Source organism: Streptomyces abyssalis (assembly GCF_001751365.1).
Taxonomy (GTDB): Bacteria; Actinomycetota; Actinomycetes; order Streptomycetales; family Streptomycetaceae; genus Streptomyces; species Streptomyces abyssalis.
In genome coordinates this window covers 1,702,957-1,724,615 of record NZ_LJGT01000041.1, presented here as the reverse complement: position 1 = coordinate 1,724,615, position 21,659 = coordinate 1,702,957, and the positions used below count along the sequence as shown (strand labels likewise).

The following is a 21,659-nucleotide window of genomic DNA, read 5'->3' as shown; positions in this document are numbered from 1 at the left end:
CCCTCCAGGACCGGCCCCCTCACAGCCCGCCGTTCACAGCCCGCCCTCACAGCAGCTGGTCCAGCGTGACCGGAAGCGACCGGACGCGTGTGCCGGTCGCGTGGTGGACGGCGTTCGCGACGGCCGCCGCGATGCCCACCAGTCCGATCTCCCCGACTCCCTTGGTGCCCAGCGGAGTCGCCCGGTCGGGGTCCCCGACGAAGAGGACGTCCATCTGCGTCACGTCCGCGTTAACGGGGACGAGGTAGTCGCCGAAGGTGGCATTGGCGATGCGTCCGGTCCCGGCGTCGGTGACCGTCTCCTCGAACAGCGCCTGCCCGATGCCGCCCACCGTCCCGCCGATGATCTGGCTGCGGGCGGTCTTCTCGTTGAGGATCTGCCCGCCGTCGATCGCCGAGACGACGCGCGGGACACGGATCACGCCGAGATCGGCGTCGACACGCACCTCCACGAACTTCGCGCCGAAGGCCCCGGCGGGTGCCATGCCCAGTTCCGCGGCGTCCGCCGGTGTGCTGGCGCCGTCGGCGGTCACTTCCACCTGTCCGTGCCTGGCGAGGATGTCCGCGTAGGACTCCCCCTCCGCGGGCCTGCCGCGCAGGTGCATGCGGCCGCCGCCCACGGTCACGTCACCGATCGTGCAGCCCCGCAGCGGCGACTCGGAATCGTCCCGCACCAGGTCGAGGATCCGCCCCAGCACACCCCGGCACGCGTCCCGTACGGCCGTCGCCAGCGCGCCGGTGAGGCCCGAGCCGCCCGCCTGCGGTGACTGGGGCATGTCCGAGTCACCGAGGTCGAAGCGGACGCGGCCGGGCGGGATGCCCAGGGTGTCGGCGGAGACCTGTGTCATCACCGTGTACGTGCCGGTCCCGATGTCCGTCGCGGCGCTGCGCACGAACGCGCTGCCGTCGCTGTTGACGGTCGCACGCGCCTTGCAGGGCTGCGCGTACCAGGGATAGCTGACACCGGCCATGCCGTATCCGACGAGCTCGTCGCCGTCCCGCATCGACCTCGGCTCCGGATCGCGGCGGGACCATCCGAACCTCTCGGCACCGGCCTCGTAGCACTCCCTGAGGGCGTTGCTCGACCACGGCAGTCCGTTCCCGGGATGTTCCGCGGCGTAGTTGCGCAGCCGCAGCTCCAGCGGGTCCGTGCTCAGGGAGTGGGCGAGTTCGTCCAGCGCCGACTCCAGGGCGAAGTTCCCCTGGCCCACCGCGGGGGCGCGCATGGACGTCGGGTCGGGGATGTTCAGGCGCAGCTGCACGTCCCGGGTGATCACATTGGGGCAGGCGTAGGCGAGCGCGGACGTCGCGGCGCACGGCTCGAAGTCGTCGTCCTCCATCGCCACACCCGAGGTGCAGCGGTGGTCCAGGGCGACCAGTTCACCGGTCCCCGTGCTGGCGACCGTCAGGTGCTGGACGGTGCTGGGACGGTGCCCGACCGAGGTGAACATCTGAGCCCTCGTCAGGACCAGCTTCACCGGGCGCCTGAGCACGCGTGCCGCCAGCGCGGCCAGGATCACGTGCGGCCACACCCGCAGGCCCGCGCCGAACGCGCCGCCCACGTACGGAGCCAGGACCCGTACGGCGCTCTCCGGCACGTCGAAGACCTTCGCGAGGGTGACGCGTCCCATCGTCGGCCACTGGGTGGAGTCGTGGACGGTCAGGGCGTCCCGCTCCCAGACGGCCACGGTCGCGAAGAGGCCCAGCGGGTTGTTGGTGTTGTCGGGCGTGGTCCAGGTGCCCGACACCTTCGCCTCCGCCGTTCTGACCGCCTCCGCCGGATCGCCGCGGTCGGCGTCCATCCCCCAGGGGTTATCCATCCGCTCGGCACGCGGATCGTCGAGGCCCAGCACGGGGTCGGACGTGTCGTAGGTGACCCGTACCAGCCGCGCCGCCGCGGCGGCCTGTTCCGGCGTCTCGGCGACCACGAGGGCGATGTGCTGACCGTGGTGGAGGATGCGGTCGTCCCGGAGAGGAGCCGGAGGCGACGCACCGAGTGCGGTCATCGGTCCGTCGGGCAGCCGGGGCGCGTTGCGGTGCGTCATGACGGTCAGTACGCCCGGGGACGCCTCCGCCGCGGCGGTCTCCAGTGTCCGGATGCGCCCCGCGGCGACGGTGCTCTGCACGAGGGCGGCGTGTGTCTGCCCCGGCAGCTGGACGTCGCTCGGGTAACCGGCGGCACCGGCCGTCTTGCGGGCACCGTCGACGCGGTCCATTCCCGTGCCGATGACGGGTGCGGCGTCCCTGGAGCCTCTGACGTCCCTGGATTCGACGGTGCTCACCGGGCGCCTCCCGACACGTTCCGCAGGGCCCGTACGAGGGTGCGCTGTGCGAGTTCGACCTTGAAGGCCGTGCCGGGCACCGTCCACGCTCCCTGTACGGCGGCGGCCGCGGCCTCGCGGAAGATCTCCCCGCTCGCCGCGGCGCCGGTGAGGACCTGCTCCGCCTCCAGCGAGCGCCAGGGCTTCGAACCGATGCCGCCGAGCCCGACGCGGGCCTGCGCGATCACGTCGTCCCGCATGACGAGCACGACCGCGGCCGACGCCAGCGCGAACTCGTACGAGGCACGGTCGCGGACCTTGAGATAGCCGGTGGCAGCCTCCGCGGGCAGCGGCGGAATGGTCACGCCGGTGATCAACTCGCCGTGGAGGAGCACGTTTTCGACGTCCGGGCTGGTGCCGGCCTCCCGGTAGAACTGCGTCAGCGGCACGCTGCGGCTGCCGGAGGTCCCGTGCAGACGCACGACGGCGTCCAGTGCGACCAGGGCGACGGCGAGATCCGAGGCATGCAGGGCGATGCACCGCTCGCTGACGCCGAGGATCGCGTGCATCCGGGCGGTGTTCCGTACGGCGGCGCACCCGGAGCCGGGCTCGCGCTTGTTGCAGTCGGGCACGGTCGGATCACGGAAGTACCGGCACCGCGCCCGCTGCAGGAGGTTCCCGCCGATCGTCGCCATGTTGCGGAGCTGAGCCGAGGCGCCGAGCAGCAGCGCCTCACGGACCACGGGCAGCTCGCCGGCCACCACCGGGTCCGCCGCGAGCTCCTCCATCGTGGTCAGGGCACCGATGTGCAGGCCGTCGGCGTCACGCGTGACGCCGCGGAGCGGAAGCCGGGTGATGTCCACGAGCCGTTCGGGACCCAGCACTCCGTCCTTCATCAGGTCGAGCTGTGTCGTACCGCCGGCCAGGTAGGACGCGGACGGATCGGCCGCCAGCAGGTTCACCGCCTCATCGACGCCGGTCACGCGGGCGTATTCAAACGGAAGCATCGGCACCTCCCGCTGCTGCCACGTCCCGTACGGCGGCGACGATGTTCGTGTAGGCGCCGCAGCGGCAGAGATTGCCGCTCATGAACTCACGTACGTCCTCGTCCGAATCCGCTCGCCCCTCCTCCAGGAGGGCCGCCGCCGACATGATCTGACCCGGCGTGCAGTAACCGCACTGGAAGGCGTCGTGGCGCACGAACGACTCCTGGAGCGGATGCGGACCCCCGTCCGGAGCCGTCAGGCCCTCGATGGTGGTGACCTCCCGCCCCTCGCACTGGGCGGCGAGCGTCAGGCAGGACAGGACGCGACGCCCGTCGGCGTGCACCGTGCAGGCCCCGCAAGTTCCCTGGTCGCAGCCCTTCTTCGTGCCTGTCAGGCCCAGGCTGTCGCGGAGTGCGTCGAGCAGGGTCACTCGGGCGTCCAGGTGCAGTCTGTGCCGGCGGCCGTTGACGTGAAGCTCCACCGGAGCTTCGGGCGCGAACCCTGCCGCACGTCTCTGACTCAGTGCTTCGGCCATCGCCATTCCTCGATTCTCGGCGCAAATCGTACAAACCGGAATCGAGCATAGGCCGCGCATACCGCACCGGGCGTGACGCCGCGGGGCCAGTCGCGGCGTGTGGCCGGGGAGGTCTAACTCCGTCTGGAGGCCTGACGGCAGGCGAAGGCCGTCGCCGCGGCGGCGACGGCGAGGGAGAGCACCGCCGGGACCCAGGGCATGATCACAGTGCCCGTGTGGGAGCCCGTCACCAGTCCCGACACCGCGGCGTTCGCGGGCGAGCCGCCCGCCACCAGCACCAGCAGCGCCGCCAGCATCCCGGACGGTACGGCCAGACCCGTACTGCTCAGCACCGGCCGGTTGCACAGCGCCCCGACGGCCGTGCCGAGCAGCGCGCACGCGATGACCGCCAGCAGTCCGGCGCCGGCCGCCTGCGGCACCGGCACCCCCACATGGCCCTCGGAGCTGTGGGGGTCGCTGACGGCGACCGCGTAGAGCGTCGCCACGGCACCCAGCACACACGCGGCGAGCAGCGCGGTCAGCACGCTCGCCAGATGCACGCGCCACGGGCCCGCGGCCGCCGCCGTGCAGTGCCGGGCGGCCGCCGCCTCCCCGCCCACGCAGATCCGTACGAGCCACGCGGTGACGGGCAGCAGCGCCGCTGCCGCGTAGCCGAGCGCGTCCAGCAGCGGCCCGCCCGACTGGATGCCCAGGCCCAGGAACGCCACGTACAGCAGCAGCGGCGGCAGCCAGCGCTGGGAGCGCACGAGCAGCTCGGTCTGATACGCCAGCAGCGCCTTCACCGGGGGATCTCCTCGACCGCGACGGAGCGGATGTGCCAGTGCCCTGCGAGCAGGCCGCGCAGCAGAGCGTCGGAGTACGGGGCCGGAGCCGTCAGCACCGTGGCGCCGTCCGAGGTCTGCTCCGTACGCGGGGAGCCGGGCAGCTCCGGCGGTAGGGCGACACCGGGCGGGCCCTCGGCCTCGATGCGCACCCGCGGCCCGGTCGCGGGGACGCCGCCGTGGCCGGGCGGCACATGTTCCGCCACCTCACGCACGGCGGCGCCCTCGACCCGGTAGGTCACGTCGGGAGATCCGGCCAGGCGCGCGGGATCGTGGTCGACGAAGACGACGGTGCCGCCTTCCGCCACGCGCTCGGCGACCGAACGGTCCAGGACCGTGCGGGCGTTCTGGTCGAGCCCCGTCCATGCCTCGTCGAGGACCAGCAGGCGGGGGCGGGCCAGCAGCGCCTGCGCGACGACGACCTTCTGGCTGCTGCCCTTGGACAGTTCGGCCAGGGGTGTGCGCGCGTACGCGTCGGCGCCGAAGCGCTCGAGCCACTCGCGGGCCTCGCCGGCAGCTGCGTCCCGGCGCAGCCCGTGCACGCGGCCCATGTGGGTCAGGTAGCCCAGAGCCGTCAGCGGCATCGCCGCCGGGAAGCGTTCGGGCACGTACGCGCTCGGCGGACGGCCGCTGATCCGGCCCGCGCTGGGTGCGTCGATGCCGGCGATCAGCCGCAGCAGCGTGGACTTGCCGCTGCCGTTGACGCCCTGGACGCGCACCAGGCTCCGCTCGGGCAGCGAGAGGTCGACCCCGCGCAGGACCCAGTGCTTACGCAGGCCGTAGCGTCGGCCGACTCCCGCCAGTTTCATGGGAATTGACATTAGCCGAGCGCCGGCGGACCGGCCCGGTGAGCGGCTGAACGACTCAACACGGGACGCGCCCGAGTACCCGCTGCCCGTACCGGGCGGTGTGCAGGTCGGTACGGGCAGCGCGGGCCGCCGAACCTCAACTCAAGCTCTGAACCGGCCGCAGGGGGGATTGACCGGCCCGTTCCGTGGCAGGAGCGGACAGAGACGGGGCAGACGCGGGGAGGCACGCATGGGGGCGACGGACACCCGGGTCCGGCTGGGCACCGGCATCGGCTGGCGGCCCGAGATCGCGGACGGCATCGAGGCACTGCCCGGCATCGACTGGGTCGAGGTCGTCGCGGAGAACATCTGCCCCTGCCATCTGCCCGACGGCCTGCGGCGCTTGCGCGAACGCGGCACGACCGTCGTCCCGCACGGCGTCTCCCTCGGGCTGGGCGGCGCCGAACTCCCGGACCCGGCACGCCTGTCGGCGCTCGCCGAGCGCGCCGAGGCGCTCGGGGCGCCGCTCGTCACGGAGCACATCGCGTTCGTACGAGCAGGCGGGCCGCCCGCCCGGGCCGGTCTGGAGACGGCTCCCGGGCCCGCAGTGCCCAGGGTGAGCATGGAGGCCGGCCATCTGCTGCCGGTCCCGCGCACCCGGGACGCTCTTGACGTGCTGTGCGAGAACGTGCGCGTCGCACAGGAGGCGCTGCCGGTGCCGCTCGCGCTGGAGAACATCGCGGCGCTCGTCGAATGGCCCGGCGAGGAGCTGAGCGAGGGCGAGTTCCTCGCCGGACTCGTGGAACGTACCGGCGTCCGGCTGCTCATCGACGTGGCCAACCTGCACACCAACCACGTCAACCGCGGCGAGGACCCGGCCACCGCGCTCGGCGAACTCCCCCTGGACGCACTGGCGTACGTGCACGTGGCGGGCGGTTTCGAGCGGGACGGAGTCTGGCACGACAGCCACGGGCATCCCGTCCCGCAGCCCGTCCTGGACGTGCTCGCGCAGCTGTGCGCCCGTACGGAGCCACCGGGCGTGCTGCTGGAGCGGGACGAGAACTTCCCGCCCGTGAGCGAACTCGCCGACGAACTGGGGAGCATCCGGGCCGTGCTCCAGGACGCCGCTCCGGCAAGGGAGTTGAGCACAGGCGCGCCCGCGGCCCCGCCTCCCCCGCCCGTACCTCCCACACCGGTATCTCCCGCTGCCGGCGGAACCTCAGGGCACGGCACCGCCGCCGCGCGTGAGCGCCTGGCGCGGGCGCAGGCGGACCTGCTGGCCGCGCTCGTCGCCGGCGCACCCGCGCCTGAGGGCTTCGACAGCGGCCGGCTCGCCGTGCAGAGCCGCGCACTCGCCGCGAAGCGGGCCGACGTCGTCGCGAAGGTGGCCCCCGAACTGCCTCTGATCCTGGGCGAGAAGACCTTCCGTACGGCCTTCACGGCGTACGCGCGGACTAGCCCCATGGCGGGCGGCTACCGGCGCGACGCACTGGAATTCGCGACCCACCTCCTCGATTCGGGCTCCGCGGGCGGGTGGCGGGAGCGACGGAGGCTGAGGCTGTGGTGGCTGGAGCGGTCCGGGCCGGAGCCGCTGCCCGGGAGCCGGCTCCGCCGCGCGCTGCACCTCGCGCGCGCCCGCTGACGGGCAAGCACGCCCACCCGTCTGCGCCCCCGGACCGCGTCGGCCCGCATCGCCCCGTGTCAGCCCTTGTCCGCGGATGCCCGCCTGCGCGGCCGCCTGCCTGTGCCCGGACACCCGTCCGTACGGAAGGATTTCGCACGGCCGCGCCCACGCTCCCCGCTTCGAGGGCATCGGCGCCGCCACGGCCCGCCGGTCCTTTACTTCACCAACTGCCCTGCCCAGCATGCGTGTTGTCACACACCGCATCCGGGCGCTGACGTACGGCTCACGGCGAGGTCGAGCCGGGCGCCCGTTCACAGCACAGCAGGAACGAGGCAGCCGGTGCGCCCAGTTGCGATCCGCGGCACGCTCGCTGCCCTGGTCATCACGGCGACGGCCGTCGTCCCGGCGGCGGCCGCACCGGCACCCGCACCGCCTGCCTCCCCCGGCGGCCTGCCGCTGCCCATGCGCGCGGCCCGCGAGGCGGTCGGTGCGGCGAGGGCCGCCGAAGCGGCGGCCGCCGCCGGGATCCACTGGCGTACGTGCCCGGAGTCGGAGGAGCTCCCCTCGACCGTCGAGTGCGGCAGGGTCACCGTGCCCCTCGACTACGCCGAGCCCGGCGGCCGGAAGATCCGCCTCGCCGTCAGCCGCAAGCGCGCGACGGGCCCCGCGGCACAGCGCCGGGGTCCGCTGCTCCACAACCCCGGCGGCCCCGGCGTCGACGGCATGAACTTCCCCCTCTACGGCACGACACGGGGCGGCGTGTGGAAGAAGCTCAACCGCGCGTACGACTTCGTCGGTCACGCCCCACGCGGCACGGGACGCTCCGCACCCCTGCTGTGCCGTGACCCCGCAGAGGCGGACCGTGGCCCCTCCCGCTCACCGCGCGTCCCCTCGGAGGCGTACAAGCGCCGGATGCGCGAGGAGGCGGCCGCGTTCGCAAGGGCCTGCGCACACGAACACCGGGGACGTCTGGGCCACTTCACCACCGCTGACAACGCCCGCGATCTCGACGTGCTGCGCGCCGCCCTCCACCGCCGGAGGACCGACTTCGTCGGCACCTCGTGGGGCAGCTACCTCGGCGCCGTCTACGCCACCCTCTTCCCGGACCGTGTGCGGCACCTCGTGCTCGACGGCGTCGTCGACCCGCGCCCCGGGCGGATCTGGTACCGCAACGCCCTCGCGCAGAACGAGAGCTTCCAGCGCCGCTGGCGGGACTTCACGTCCTGGACCGCAGCACACCACTCCGTATACGGCCTCGGCCGCAGCGCAGAGGCCGTGCAGCGCACCTTCGACAGGGCACGCGACACCTTCGACGGGCACGGCGTCGGCGGCTGGGCCGGACGCCGCGCCGGCTCACGGCAGTTGCTGCGCAGCTACCACGACGCCGGCTACAGCGACGAGAGCTGGCCCCGGCTCGCGGCGGCCCTGGCCGAGTTCCACGAAGGGGACCCGCGCCCACTGGCCGGGCTGGCGGCCCCCGGCCCCCGCGCGGCGGCGCAGGAGGAGAACAGCGACTCCGTCTACAGCGCGGTGCAGTGTTCCGAGGGCCACTGGCCGCGCGACTGGTCACGCTGGGACCGTGACAACACCACGACCGCCCGCCGGGCCCCGTTCCAGACGTGGGAGAACGTGAGGGCGAACCTTCCGTGCGCGTACTGGAAAGGCAGGCGCTCCCGGCCCGTCGACGTGCGCGCCGCACCGGGTGAGCTGCCGCCCGTGCTGCTGCTCGCGTCGACCCGCGACGCAGCCACCCCGTACGGGGGCGCGGTGGAGACATGGAAGCGGCTGCCGAGCGCCTCCCTCGTCACCGAGAAGGGAGCGGGCACGCACGGCGTCGCCGGGGGCAACGACTGCGCCGACCGGCATCTCGCCGCGTACCTGCTGCACGACAGGGCGCCCGGACGCGCCGCTGACTGCCCCGCTCGGCCCGCGCCGCGTCCCCTGCCGCGCGACGCGTCCTCCCAGTAGGACACCGGGCCCCGGGACGCCGTCGGCGCCGTCCCTAGACCAGCCCCGCCAGCAGCTCCGCGACGGGCTTGCGCCGCCCCGTGAAGAAGGGGACCTCTTCCCGTACGTGCATCCGGGCCTCCGAGCCGCGCAGATGACGCATCAGGTCCACGATGCGGTGCAGTTCGTCGGCCTCGAAGGCGAGGATCCACTCGTAGTCGCCGAGGGAGAAGGCGGGCACCGTATTGGCCCGTACGTCGGGGAAGCCACGGGCCATCCTGCCGTGGTCGGCGAGCATGCGGCGGCGGTCCTCGTCCGGCAGCAGATACCAGTCGTACGAACGCACGAACGGATACACGCTCACATACGCACGCGGCTCCTCGCCCGCCACGAAGGCCGGCAGATGCGACTTGTTGAACTCGGCCGGGCGGTGCAGCGCCATGTTCGACCAGACCGGTTCCAGCGCGCGGCCGAGCCGGGTGCGGCGGAAGCGGTTGTACGCGTCCTGGAGGGCGTCGGCGGACTCCGCGTGCCACCAGATCATGAGGTCGGCGTCGGCGCGCAGTCCCGAGACGTCGTACGTACCGCGCACGACGACGTCCTTCGCGGCGAGCTGCCCGAACAGCTCCTCCACCTCGTCCGCGTGTCCGGCACGGTCGTCGGGCAGGACGTCGCGCAGCCGGAAGACCGACCAGAGGGTGTATCGGACGACCTCGTTGAGGTCCTTGGCCTTCTTGCCCGCGTTGGGGGCCTTCTCCGGCCTGTCAGGCTCCGGTGCAGCAGTCATGCGCCTATTCTCGCGCGCTGCCCGCCGTGGCCCGCGCCAGGGTCTCCCTGGCGGCCCGCTGCCCGCTCGCGATGCACGCGGGGATGCCCACGCCTTCGTACGCCGCACCGCACACCGCCAGCCCCGGCACCCGCTCCACGGCGTCGCGGATACGGGCGACCCGGGAGACATGGCCGACCGCGTACTGCGGCAGGCCGCCCTCCCAGCGGCTGACCAGCCCCTCCACGGGCCGGGCCGACAGCCCGGTCGCATCCGCCAGGTCCCGCAGCGACACCTCCACGATCTCGGAGTCCTCACGCTCCAGGACCGCTTCCTCCCCGTACCGCCCGACCGAGGTGCGCAGCACGAAGAGCCCGGGTTCCTGGGCGGCCACCCAGCCCCACTTGTTGCTGGAGAAGGTGGACGCCTTGATGGTGCGCCCTTCGACGGGCGGGACGAGGAAGCCGCTGCCGTGGGGCGTCCGCTCAAGATCCGCGCGCCGGAAGGCCATCGTGACCAGCGCCATCGACGCGTACTCCACGGCGCGCAGCTCGGCCGCCGCGGCAGGCACCTCGTCCGCGAGCAGCCGGGCGGCCTGTGGCGCCGGCACGGCCAGGACGACCGCGTCCGCGTGCAGCGCCTCACCGGCCTCGGTGAGCACGGTCCACGGGGCGGGCGCCTCGTCCGCGGCCGGCGCGCCCGGGGGCCTCGGCACACCCGGAGCACCGGGCGTATCCGGAGCGCCCGGAGTCAGGGAACCGCCCGGTGACGGCCCGTCAGCGACGGCGTGCGCCCGCAGTGCACGTACGGCGACGCCCGTACGGATACGCGTGCCCGCGGCACGGCATGCCTCCGCCACGGCACCCGGCAGCCGCCCGATCCCGCCACGGATTCCGGCGAAGACCGGCGCACCGGCGGGCTGTGCCGGCGCCCGCCGCTGCAGGGCGCGCACGCCGTCGAGGAGCGAAGTCCCGGTCCGTGCTGCCTCGTAGAGCTGCGGCACGGCGGCACGCATCGAGATCCGGTACGCGTCGCCCGCGTACACGCCGCCCAGCAGCGGCTCGACCAGGCGGTCCACGACTTCGCGGCCGAGCCGCTCCGCCACGTACCCGCCGACGGCGGCGTCCTCGCCGATCTCCGTGCGCGGCAGCCGGGCGTCCTCGCCGACGCGGGCGACTCCCTCCTCGGAGAGGAGCCCTCGCAGTGCGTCCGGGTCGCCGGGCACACCCATCACATGGCCCTTGGGCATCGGGCACAGCTCACCGCGGGACCAGATCGCGGCGCCGGCGCCCGTCGGCGGCTCCAGTTCGTCCCCGAGCCCGGCAGCCCGCGCGAGGTCCACACCCTCCTCGCGGCGTGCCAGCATCGACTCCGCGCCCAGGTCGACGGCCGCGGCGCCCGCGATGTCGCCGCGCAGCAGCTTCCCGCCCAGGCGGCTGGACGCCTCCAGTACGGTCACGGAGGCGCCACCCGAGGAGAGCCGCAGGGCGGCGGCGAGCCCCGAGATGCCGCCGCCGATCACGATCACACGCATGTGTCCATCGTCCCAGCGCGGGTACCGCCCGGCGTAACCAGGGCAACGGCGGGACGTCAGGCACACGGGCGCGAATCCGGATCCGCAGGTCCGGCCCACGAGGTGAGGAGTACGGATCATGGCCGCTGTTCGACGCATGGTCGTCGTCGGGGGTGACGCGGCGGGCATGACGGCCGCGTCGCAGGCCCGCCGGCTCCAGGGACCGGACGAGCTGGAGATCGTCGCCTTCGAGCGCGGCGACTTCTCCTCCTACTCCGCGTGCGGAATCCCGTACTGGCTCGGCGGCGACGTCACGGAACGGGACGATCTGATCGCCCGCACACCGGAGCAGCACCGTGAGCGCGGCATCGATCTGCGGATGCGCACCGAGGTCACCGAACTCGACCTGGACCGCTCACGAGTGCGTGCCCGCGAACTCCCGCCGGGCGGCGCGCGGGGACGCGAGTACTGGACGGACTTCGACGACCTCGTACTCGCGACCGGCGCACGCCCGATGCGCCCGCCGCTGCCCGGCATCGACGCCGAAGGCGTGCACGGCGTGCAGTCCCTGGAGGACGGGCAGGTACTGCTGGAGACGCTGACGCCGCTGCAGGGCACCGCCTCGGACGACGGCGGACGCCCCCGCAAGGCCGTCGTCGTCGGCGCCGGCTACATCGGTGTGGAGATGGCGGAGGCCCTGGTCCGGCGGGACTTCGAGGTGACCGTCATCGACCAGGCTCCCCAGCCCATGACCACCCTCGACCCCGACATGGGCGAGCTGGTGCGCGACGCGATGTGCGACATGGGCATGGAGGTGGTGACCGGAGCGGCCGTCACCGCGGTCGAGACCGACGAGCGGGAAACCTCCGGCCCGGGAGGACGGACCCTCGCCGTCGTCACGAAGGAGGCTTCCTACCCGGCCGACGTGGTGGTGCTCGGCCTCGGCGTCGTCCCCGAGACGTCGCTCGCGCGCGAGGCCGGGCTGCCCCTGGGCGAATCCGGCGGCGTGCTGACGGACCTGGCGATGCGGGTGCGCGGACGGGAGAACATCTGGGCCGGCGGCGACTGCGTCGAGGTCCTCGACCTCGTCTCGGGACGCACCCGGCACATCGCCCTCGGCACACATGCCAACAAGCACGGGCAGGTCGTCGGCGCCAACATCGGCGGCGGCTACGCCACCTTCCCCGGGGTCGTCGGCACCGCCGTCAGCAAGGTCTGCGACCTGGAGATCGCCCGTACGGGAGTGCTGGAGGCGCAGGCCCGGGACGTGGGGCTGCAGTTCGTCACCGTGACGGCCGAAGCGACCAGCCGCGCGGGCTACTTCCCCGGCAGCCGGCCGATGCGGGTGAAGATGCTCGCGGAACGCGGCACGGGACGGCTGCTCGGCACGCAGATCGTGGGACGCGAGGGCGCGGGAAAGCGTGTGGACATCGCGGCGGTCGCACTGAGCGCCGGTATGACCGTCGAACAGATCATGTATCTCGACCTGGGCTACGCCCCGCCGTTCTCCCCGGTGTGGGACCCGGTCCTGGTGGCGGCACGGAAGGCGGCCGCGGCGGTGAAGGCGGAGAGCGGCGGCTGACGGCTGACGGCTGACGGATAACGGATAACGGATAACGGATAACGGCTGACAGCTGACAGCTGACAGCTGACAGCTGACAGCTGACAATCGTCGGCTTCTGTCAGCTGTTATCCGTCAGCTGCCCGCCGTCTGCTCATGCACGTACCCCACCAGCCTGGTCAGCGCATCCGGATCCGTCTCGGGCAGCACGCCGTGCCCGAGGTTGAAGATGTGCCCCTCCAGACCACGCGCGTCGTCCAGCACCCGCCGTGCCTGCACCTCGACGGCCTCCCGCGGCGCGAACAGCACCGCCGGGTCCAGGTTCCCCTGCACCGCCTTCCCCGGTCCCACCCGCCGGGCCGCCTCGCCCAGCGGCACACGCCAGTCCGCCCCGACGACGTCCGCGCCCGCCTCGCCCATGGCACCGAGCAGTTCGCCGGTACCGACGCCGAAGTGGATACGGGGCACGCCGTAGTGCGCCACGCTCGCGAAGACCTTCTCCGAGGCGGGCATGACGGAGAGCCGGTAGTCGGCCTCGGAGAGGGCGCCGGCCCAGGAGTCGAAGAGCTGCACGGCCGATGCCCCGGCCTCGATCTGCACCTTCAGGAACGTGGAGGTGATGACCGCCAGCCGGTCCAGAAGCGCGGCCCACAGCTCGGGATCGCCGTACATCAGCGCCTTGGTGCGCTCGTGGTTGCGTGAGGGCCCGCCCTCGACGAGGTAGCTGGCCAGGGTGAACGGGGCCCCGGCGAAGCCGATGAGAGGCGTGGCGCCGAGTTCCGCGGTGAGCAGCCGCACGGCCTCCGTCACGTACCCGACGTCGTCCGGTTCGAGGGGCCGAAGCCGGTCCAGGTCCGCTCGTGTACGGACGGGCTCCTCCACGACGGGCCCGACGCCCGGCTTGATGTCGAGGTCGATCCCGATGGCCTTCAGCGGTACGACGATGTCGCTGAAGTAGATCGCGGCGTCGACGCCGTGGCGGCGCACCGGCTGCAGCGTGATCTCCGTGACCAGGTCCGGACGCATGCAGGAGTCGAGCATCGCGATGCCCTCTCGCACCTTCCGGTACTCCGGCAGCGAGCGCCCGGCCTGCCGCATGAACCACACCGGCGTGTGCGGCACCGCCTCCCGGCGGCACGCCCTGAGAAAGGCGGAGTCGTGCAGGTCGGTCGGCTTGCCCGGCTGGGGGTCGTTGGCACTCACGCACCGCAGTCTCCCACGCCCGGTGGAGGCAATTGACAGCCGAGGTGGCACGGGGGCGTGCGGCTCTCTTCCCCTTCCGCTCCGGCGGGCGCCGTACGGCTGTCACGAGCCGTCAGTTGTCAGCCAATCTCGGCAGCCACCCGGCCGCGATCCTCTCCCTGACCGCGCTGCGAGCGCCTCCGCTTCTTCAACACCCACCGCTCTTCGGCCACTTGCGAGTGTCCCTACCGGTCTGTGCCTCCCGCTCGCCCTACTCTTGCGCCCCATGGCAGCGGCGCGACCAAGGATGACGGAGGGCTCCGGCAGCCCGGGCGGCGGAGGCGAAGGAGCCCCGCTGCCCTTTCAGCGTGCGATGGCGGCCCTGGACGCCGCACACACCAGGCCGGAGGTGCAGCTCTCCGCGCTTCCCGCGCCCAAACGCCTCGCCCCTTTCTCGTGCGCGCTGTCGGCGGCGGTCATGGACCCCGAGGACGACTCGGCGGAGCTCGCTGACGGCCGCTTCGTGCTGCTCCACGACCCCTCCGGTCAGGAGTCCTGGCAGGGCACGTTCCGCGTCGTCACCCTCGCCCGCACGGATCTGGAGCCGGAGATGGCCGGCGATCCGCTGCTGCCCGAGGTCACCTGGTCATGGCTGACGGGTGCGCTCGAGGCGCAGTCCGCCGCGTACTCGGATTCCAGCGGTACGGTCACCCGCTCCGGTTCCTCCTACTTCGGCGGCCTCGACGAGCGCCCGCCGCAGACGGAGCTGGAGATCCGCGCCAGCTGGACCCCGCGCCCCGACGATCCGGCGGCGCCGGACGCCCTGCCCGACCTGTCCGTCCATCTCACCGCCTGGTCCGAGCTGCTGTGCCAGTGCGCGGGACTGCCGCCGGAGTCCGGGGACGGAAGCTCCGTCGTCTCGCTGCCCAAGCGGCGCGGCCCGCAGCCTCTCTGACGCATTCCCCGCCCCGGCTTCCCCACGGCCTGTCCATGACCGGCCCCATGACCGGCCCATGACCGGAGGCCATGACCACTCCACGGCAGAGCTCCGCCGCGCCCGCAACGGGCCCATGAGAGGCCATGTCGAGCGACTGTCCGATTCGGGAAATATCGGTCATCAATTGGTGATCATTCCCTAAAGCAGGGCCCCCGACCTGCCGAAGGAGTCTATGACCCTTCCACACGGAACTCCCCGGCTCACCCCGCACGGTCACCGGAATCGTTCCGTCCGCAGCCAGCCCTCGGAGGCCCGGTGTCTGTTCTTCTTGAGCACCCCACAAGCCTGGTCGCCTACCGCCCGAACAAGCCGACGGCCATGGTCGTCGTGGCCGACCCCCGCGTCCGTTCCACCGTGACCCGACATCTCTGGGCTCTCGGCGTACGGGATGTCATCGAGGCGTCGTCGATCGCGGAGGCACGTCCCCGAGTCGGCAATCCACGCGACATCTGCGTGGCCGACGTCCACCTCCCGGACGGCTCGGGCCTCAGCCTGCTGTCCGAGACCCGCGCCGCGGGCTGGCCGAACGGCCTGGCCCTCTCCGCAGCCGACGACATCGGCGCCGTACGCAACGCCCTCGCGGGCGGCGTCAAGGGCTACGTCGTCACCGGCACCCGCAACAACCTGGGCGCCATGCCCACACGCCACGGCGCGGCCCCCATCGGTGCCGCGGCGGCGCGCATGCACCGCCGCCCCGGCGGCGGCCCGGGCGGGCCGGGGCACCCCGGCGGCCAGCGTGAGCTGTCGGGCCGCGAGGTCGAGGTGCTGCGGCTGGTTGCGGAGGGCCAGTCCAACAAGGCGATCGGCGTGTCCATGGGCCTCTCCGCCCTCACGGTGAAGTCTCATCTGGCCCGTATCGCCCGCAAGTTGGGCACCGGTGACCGCGCGGGCATGGTCGCCGTGGCGCTTCGCACGGGCATCATCCACTGATCGCGGGGCCCCTCCTCCCCCACACCTTCGAGGCGCCCGCCGGCAAGCACAGCCGGCGGGCGCCTCGTGTGTGCCGCGGCCGTGACGACCGCGTGGCCACTGCCGGAGGCACCGGCGGATATTCCGGTGCCACGGGCAACTGTCTGCCCGGACATTCGGACAACCACCCGCTTCCCGCAGCTACCCTTGACCGGTGACCGACGCCCGAGAAACCGCATCAGCAAAGCCAGCTAAGGCCCCCGACGAGGGCCCGGACTCTGGTCAGGCGCCGGTCCCCCTGCTGGAGCCCCGCGAGGGCGTTCCACCTGTGACGGGGGACGAGACGGGCCTGGCAGAGATCATCGCTGCCTTCGCCGCCGGCACGGGCCCGGTCGCCGTGGACGCGGAACGGGCTTCCGGTTACCGCTACGGACAGCGGGCGTATCTCGTACAGCTGCGGCGCGAGGGCGCGGGCAGCGCCCTGGTGGACCCCGTGGGCTGCCCGGACCTGACGGGGCTGGGTTCCGTACTCGCCGACTCCGAGTGGGTCCTGCACGCCGCCACCCAGGACCTGCCGTGTCTGCGTGAGATAGGCATGGTGCCCCGGCGACTGTTCGACACCGAGCTCGCGGGACGGCTCGCCGGGTACGCGCGGGTCGGGCTGGGCGCGATGGTGGAGAACCTGCTCGGTTACGCACTGGAGAAGGGCCACTCCGCCGTCGACTGGTCCACCCGTCCGCTCCCGGAGCCGTGGCTGCACTACGCGGCGCTGGACGTCGAGCTGCTGATCGACCTCCGGGACGCGCTGGAGGAGGAGCTGGAGCGGCAGGGCAAGCTGGCCTGGGCGCGGCAGGAGTTCGAGGCCATCGCCTCCGCGCCCCCGGCGCCTCCCCGCAAGGACCCCTGGCGGCGCACCTCCGGGATGCACAAGGTGCGGCGGCGCCGTCAGATGGCCGTCGTACGGGAGCTGTGGACGGCCAGGGACAAGATCGCGCAGAAGCGGGACGTCTCGCCCGGCAAGGTGCTCTCGGACTCTGCGGTGGTGGAGGCGGCCCTGGCGCTGCCGTCGGACGCGCGTGCCCTCTCGGCCCTGCCGGGGTTCGGGCACCGGATGGGACGCAAGCAGCTCGACCACTGGCAGGCGGCCGTCGACAAGGCGAAGGCGCTGCCGGAATCGGCTCTTCCGCAGCAGAGCCAGGTGACGAACGGCCCGCCTCCGCCGCGTTCGTGGGCCGACAAGGACCCGGCGGCCGCCGCCCGGCTGGCGGCGGCGCGTGCGGCGGTCACCGCACGCGCGGAGGAGCTCTCCATGCCGCAGGAGAACCTGCTGACTCCGGACACGGTGAGGCGGCTGTGCTGGCAGCCGCCGCGTGCGCGTACGGAGCCGGAGGTCGTCTCCGCGCTGCGTGCGCTCGGCGCACGCGAGTGGCAGATCGAGCAGACGGCGACGCTGCTGACCGAGGCCCTGGCGACGCCCGCTCCCTCCGAGTAGGAAGCCGGGCGTCCCATGGGTGACTGGCTCCCGTACCTGGTGACGGCCGGGGTACTCGCCGCGGTCCTGGGGTTCTTCGCCTGGCTGGCGGCGGTCGTCCGCCGGCGTGGTCTCGCCGGCGGAGCCCTCCGGGCCGCGCCGGCCGCTCACGATGAGGGCGTGTCCGCAAAGTAGCGTCGTCCGCCCGTCAGGGCGGGGGCCGCGGGGTCTGGTGCGTGTGATCGCAAGGCGGAGGGCGGGGGTACCACCCCGGGCCGACCGGCCCAGGGGGCGAGAGCGCAGCGGGCTGCGCCGACGACCGACAACGCTGGGGGCACCTCCATCGAAGCGGGGGAGAGCGCGCGTGCCAGGACCCGCGGCCCTGGGGGCACCTCCCAGACGGAGTCTGGGGGAGGGACTCTGCGGACACGCCCGAGGCCTTCCGTGTCACCGCGCACGACTCCGCGGTCGAGATCCTGGCGCAGGCGGAGCGCAAGGCTCCGGCACCCTCGCCCGGCGGGCGGCCGGGCGAGGCGGACCGGCTGCGTCTTCGTCTGCGGGGACGGCGCCGGGGCTGCCGGATGTGACGTGTGCCCCTCCCCCGGAACCGGCCTTGCCCCTCAGTTACCCACGGGTAGCATGGCTTGTGGGAAGCGCGCCGTACGGCGTAACTGCACCGCACCTGGAGGAGAGCCAAAGTGCCTCGTACCGCTAGGGACGTCGTCTTCGTCGACGGCGTCCGCACACCGTTCGGCAAGGCGGGCCCCAAGGGCATCTATCACGAGACCAGGGCAGACGACCTGGTCGTGAAGTGCATCCGCGAACTGCTGCGCCGTAACCCGGACCTGCCGCCGGAGCGCATCGACGAGGTGGCCGTCGCCGCCACCACCCAGATCGGCGACCAGGGCCTGACCCTGGGACGCACCGCCGGCATCCTCGCCGGGCTGCCGAACACCGTCCCCGGCTATTCGATCGACCGCATGTGCGCCGGCGCGATGACGGCGGTGACCAGCACCGCCGGTTCCATCTCCTTCGGCGCGTACGACGTCGTGCTCGCCGGCGGCGTCGAGCACATGGGCCGTCACCCGATGGGTGAGGCCGTCGACCCGAACCCGCGCTTCGTATCGGAGAAGCTGGTCGACCAGTCCGCGCTGTTCATGGGCATGACGGCGGAGAACCTTCACGACCGCTTCCCCCACCTGACCAAGCAGCGCGCCGACGAGTACGCGGTGAACAGCCAGGAGAAGGCCGCGAAGGCGTACGCCAACGGCAAGATCCAGCAGGACCTGGTGCCGGTCTCGATCCGCCGTACGAACGACGAGGCCGGCGAGACCGGTTGGGGTCTCGCGACGCAGGATGAGCCGATGCGTCCGGGCACCACGCTGGAGTCCCTCGCCGGGCTCAAGACTCCCTTCCGCCCGCACGGCCGTGTCACGCCGGGCAACGCCGCCGGTCTCAACGACGGCGCCACCGCCTCGCTGATCGCCGCCGAGGACTTCGCGCAGGAGATGGGGCTGCCGGTCAGGATGCGGCTGGTCAGCTACGCCTTCGCCGGTGTCGAGCCGGAGGTCATGGGCGTCGGGCCCGTCCCGTCCACGCAGAAGGCACTCGCCAAGGCGGGGCTGTCGATCGACGACATCGGCCTCTTCGAGGTCAACGAGGCCTTCGCGGTGCAGGTGCTCGCGCTGCTGGACCACTACGGCATCGCCGACGACGACCCGCGCGTCAACCAGTACGGCGGCGCGATCGCCTACGGTCACCCGCTGGCCTCCTCCGGCGTGCGCCTGATGACGCAGCTCGCCCGGCAGTTCGAGGAGCAGCCGCACGTGCGGTACGGGCTGACGACGATGTGTGTCGGCTTCGGCATGGGCGGAACCGTCATCTGGGAGAACCCCAACTGGAGCGAGGGAGCAGGCAAGTGAGCACCAACACCGCCGAGTTGCTGAAGGGCGCGGCCGAGCTGTTCCCCGACGAGGTCGTCACGCAGGCGCACGTACGCCATCTCGAACTGCCCGGTGCAGTTGGGCGGTTCGCGCTGATCACCCTGGACAACGGGTTCGACCACACCAAGCCAACGACCTTCGGGCCGGCTTCGCTCGCCAATCTGAACGCCGCGATCGACCAGGTCGAGAAGGAGGCGAGGGAAGGCGAGATCGTCGGCGTCGGGCTGACCGGCAAGCCGTTCATCTTCGCCGTCGGCGCCGACCTCAAGGGCGTCGAGCTGCTGAAGAAGCACGAGGACGCGCTCGCGATCGGGCAGGGCGGCCACGCGGTCTTCCGGCGGCTGGCCGACCTGGCGGTGCCGACCTTCGCGTACTACAACGGCGCCGCGATGGGGGGCGGCGTCGAGGTCGGGCTGCACTGCACCTACCGCACCGTCTCGCAGGCCGTCCCGGCCTTCGGACTGCCGGAGGTCTTCCTCGGCCTGGTGCCCGGCTGGGGCGGCTGCGCGCTGCTGCCGAACCTCATCGGCGCCGACCGTGCCGTCTCGGTCATCGTCGAGAACTCCCTCAACCAGAACAAGCTGCTCAAGGGCCCGCAGGTCTACGAACTGGGCATCGCCGACGCCCTGTTCGAGGGCGCCGACTTCCTGGAGCAGTCGCTGCGCTGGACGGCGGCGGTACTCAAGGGCGAGATCGAGGTCGTACGCCCCGAGGTCGACCGTGACGAGGCGTGGGACCAGGCCGTGGCCCGCGGCAAGCAGATCGCGGACGACAAGGTGCACGGCGCGGCCCCCGCCGCCTACCGCGCGCTCGACATCGTCGCCGCGGCCAAGAGCGGCGATCTGCGTGCGGGCTTCGACGCGGAGGACAGGGCGCTGGCCGACCTGATCATGGGCGGTGAACTGCGCAGCGGCATCTACGCGTTCAACCTGGTGCAGAAGCGCGCCAAGCGTCCGGCCGGCGCTCCGGACAAGTCCCTCGCGCGTCCCGTCACCAAGGTCGGTGTCGTGGGCGCCGGGCTGATGGCCTCGCAGCTGGCGATGCTCTTCGCGCGGCGCCTGGAGGTGCCGGTCGTACTGACCGACATCGACCAGGAGCGCGTGGACAAGGGGGTCGGCTACGTCCACGAGGAGATCGACAAGCTGCTGCTGAAGGGCCGGGTCAACCAGGACAAGGCGAACCGGTTGAAGGCGCTGGTGACCGGGTCGCTGGACAAGGCCACCGCCTTCGCGGACGCCGACTTCGTCATCGAGGCCGTCTTCGAGGAGATGTCCCTCAAGCAGAAGATCTTCGCGGAGGTCGAGGCGGTCGTGCCGGAGCACGCCATCCTCGCCACCAACACCTCCTCGCTGTCGATCACGGAGATGTCCTCGAAGCTCAAGCACCCCGAGCGGGTCGTGGGCTTCCACTTCTTCAACCCCGTCGCGATCCTGCCGCTGCTGGAGATCGTACGGGCGGAGCGCACGGACGACGCCTCGCTGGCCACTGCCTTCTCCGTGGCCAAGTCCCTGAAGAAGACGGCCGTCCTGGTCAAGGACGCACCGGCGTTCGTCGTCAACCGGGTGCTGACCCGGTTCCTCGGCGAGGTGCTGCGCTCCATCGACGAGGGCACCCCTGTCGACGTCGCCGACCGCGCGCTGGCGCCGCTGGGCCTGCCCATGTCGCCGATCGTGCTGCTGGAACTGGTCGGCCCCGCCGTCGCGCACCACGTCTCGGGCACGCTGCACTCCGCCTTCCCCGACCGCTTCGGCGTCTCGGAGAACCTCGGCCGCGTCGTCGAGGCGGGCAAGCGCAACCTCTACGTCCCGGGCTCCGCGAAGCCGGAGCTGGACCCGGAGGTCGAGGCCCTCTTCCAGACGGGCGATGTGCAGCTCACCGAGGAGCAGGTCCGCGAACGGGCGCTGGACGCCATCGCGCAGGAGGTCCGCCTCATGCTCGACGAGGGCGTCGTCGCCGAGGCGCAGGACATCGACCTGTGCCTGATCACCGGTGCGGGCTGGCCCTTCCACCTGGGCGGGATCACCCCGTACCTGGACCGTGAGGGTGTCAGCGAGCGGGCCACCGGGCGCCGCTTCCTGGAGCCGGGCGTCGCCAGCGTTCCCGCCTGACGGCGGTCGGTCGGCCCGTTCTCCGAACGTGAGGGTCCCCCGCCATGGCGGGGGACCCGTCGCTTTCCCCGGCCACGGAACAGGCCGTTGATGCCCAGCCGTCGCCGGACGGCCCTGCCGTCGTGGCCGGCCGCCGTCGCCGGGCGACAAGACCGCCGCCACGGTGCGCAGTACTCAACGCACGGTCCGGCGGCGAAGGGCCACCGCGGCGACCGCGTCCGGCCCTCCCCGGCCGCGCCGGGCGTCCC

Annotated in this window: 17 protein-coding genes; 9 read left to right on the top strand and 8 right to left on the bottom strand. The window is 72.6% G+C overall.

Annotation, left to right across the window (positions count from 1 at the left end):
* Positions 1–46 precede the first annotated feature (46 nt).
* The 5 genes from AN215_RS28100 to AN215_RS28080 all read right to left on the bottom strand — a co-directional run bounded on the left by AN215_RS28100 (position 47) and on the right by AN215_RS28080 (position 5,411).
* Positions 47–2,281, bottom strand: coding sequence for a xanthine dehydrogenase family protein molybdopterin-binding subunit (locus AN215_RS28100; protein ID WP_245694752.1), 2,235 nt, complete (start codon positions 2,279–2,281; stop codon positions 47–49).
* The gene (locus tag AN215_RS28095; RefSeq protein WP_338057946.1) at positions 2,278–3,243 is read right to left on the bottom strand and encodes an FAD binding domain-containing protein; all 966 of its coding nucleotides are present in this window, start codon (positions 3,241–3,243) and stop codon (positions 2,278–2,280) included. The genes AN215_RS28100 and AN215_RS28095 overlap by 4 nt, the downstream gene beginning before the upstream one ends.
* Before the next feature lie 10 nt (positions 3,244–3,253).
* On the bottom strand, positions 3,254–3,781 hold the full coding sequence (locus AN215_RS28090; protein WP_070010424.1) for a (2Fe-2S)-binding protein: 528 nt from the start codon (positions 3,779–3,781) through the stop codon (positions 3,254–3,256).
* A gap of 113 nt (positions 3,782–3,894) precedes the next feature.
* Positions 3,895–4,563: an ABC transporter gene (locus AN215_RS28085; protein ID WP_070010425.1), complete on the bottom strand. Its 669-nt coding sequence runs from the start codon at positions 4,561–4,563 to the stop codon at positions 3,895–3,897.
* On the bottom strand, positions 4,560–5,411 hold the full coding sequence (locus AN215_RS28080; RefSeq protein ID WP_079123475.1) for an ATP-binding cassette domain-containing protein: 852 nt from the start codon (positions 5,409–5,411) through the stop codon (positions 4,560–4,562). The genes AN215_RS28085 and AN215_RS28080 overlap by 4 nt, the downstream gene beginning before the upstream one ends.
* 229 nt (positions 5,412–5,640) lie before the next feature.
* Here AN215_RS28080 and AN215_RS28075 point away from each other — a divergent pair, with 229 nt between their 5' ends.
* Positions 5,641–7,032 (top strand): MbnB/TglH/ChrH family RiPP precursor modification enzyme, encoded by a 1,392-nt coding sequence (locus AN215_RS28075; protein ID WP_070031269.1) that lies wholly within the window; start codon positions 5,641–5,643, stop codon positions 7,030–7,032.
* Positions 7,033–7,353: 321 nt separating this feature from the next.
* On the top strand, positions 7,354–8,982 hold the full coding sequence (locus AN215_RS28070; RefSeq protein WP_070010428.1) for an alpha/beta hydrolase: 1,629 nt from the start codon (positions 7,354–7,356) through the stop codon (positions 8,980–8,982).
* A gap of 34 nt (positions 8,983–9,016) precedes the next feature.
* On the opposite strand, the gene hemQ is transcribed toward AN215_RS28070, so the two are convergent.
* Together hemQ and hemG are read right to left on the bottom strand one after the other, a co-directional pair.
* Positions 9,017–9,748, bottom strand: a complete 732-nt coding sequence (gene hemQ / locus AN215_RS28065) for a hydrogen peroxide-dependent heme synthase (RefSeq protein WP_070010429.1) — start codon at positions 9,746–9,748, stop codon at positions 9,017–9,019.
* Between the two features lie 4 nt (positions 9,749–9,752).
* On the bottom strand, positions 9,753–11,261 hold the full coding sequence (gene hemG / locus AN215_RS28060) for a protoporphyrinogen oxidase (protein ID WP_070010430.1): 1,509 nt from the start codon (positions 11,259–11,261) through the stop codon (positions 9,753–9,755).
* A 118-nt stretch (positions 11,262–11,379) separates the two neighbouring features.
* Between hemG and AN215_RS28055 the strand changes: the two genes are divergently transcribed.
* Positions 11,380–12,822: an FAD-dependent oxidoreductase gene (locus AN215_RS28055; RefSeq protein ID WP_070010431.1), complete on the top strand. Its 1,443-nt coding sequence runs from the start codon at positions 11,380–11,382 to the stop codon at positions 12,820–12,822.
* 114 nt (positions 12,823–12,936) lie between these two features.
* On the opposite strand, the gene hemE is transcribed toward AN215_RS28055, so the two are convergent.
* Positions 12,937–14,004 (bottom strand): uroporphyrinogen decarboxylase, encoded by a 1,068-nt coding sequence (hemE, locus tag AN215_RS28050; protein WP_070010432.1) that lies wholly within the window; start codon positions 14,002–14,004, stop codon positions 12,937–12,939.
* A gap of 265 nt (positions 14,005–14,269) precedes the next feature.
* Here hemE and AN215_RS28045 point away from each other — a divergent pair, with 265 nt between their 5' ends.
* From AN215_RS28045 to AN215_RS28025, 6 genes are all read left to right on the top strand, one after another.
* Positions 14,270–14,938, top strand: coding sequence for a DUF3000 domain-containing protein (locus AN215_RS28045; RefSeq protein WP_070010433.1), 669 nt, complete (start codon positions 14,270–14,272; stop codon positions 14,936–14,938).
* A 297-nt stretch (positions 14,939–15,235) separates the two neighbouring features.
* Positions 15,236–15,910: a response regulator transcription factor gene (locus tag AN215_RS28040; protein ID WP_028433019.1), complete on the top strand. Its 675-nt coding sequence runs from the start codon at positions 15,236–15,238 to the stop codon at positions 15,908–15,910.
* 193 nt (positions 15,911–16,103) lie between these two features.
* Positions 16,104–17,381 carry a ribonuclease D gene (locus tag AN215_RS28035; RefSeq protein ID WP_070010434.1) on the top strand — a complete coding sequence of 426 codons (1,278 nt, stop codon included), beginning with the start codon at positions 16,104–16,106 and terminating at the stop codon, positions 17,379–17,381.
* A 15-nt stretch (positions 17,382–17,396) separates the two neighbouring features.
* Positions 17,397–17,555, top strand: a complete 159-nt coding sequence (locus AN215_RS29995; protein WP_171904295.1) for a hypothetical protein — start codon at positions 17,397–17,399, stop codon at positions 17,553–17,555.
* Between the two features lie 503 nt (positions 17,556–18,058).
* Positions 18,059–19,282 carry a thiolase family protein gene (locus AN215_RS28030; protein WP_070010435.1) on the top strand — a complete coding sequence of 408 codons (1,224 nt, stop codon included), beginning with the start codon at positions 18,059–18,061 and terminating at the stop codon, positions 19,280–19,282.
* A complete protein-coding gene (locus tag AN215_RS28025) occupies positions 19,279–21,411 on the top strand; it encodes a 3-hydroxyacyl-CoA dehydrogenase NAD-binding domain-containing protein (RefSeq protein WP_070010436.1) in 2,133 nt (710 codons plus the stop codon). The genes AN215_RS28030 and AN215_RS28025 overlap by 4 nt, the downstream gene beginning before the upstream one ends.
* Positions 21,412–21,659 lie beyond the last annotated feature (248 nt).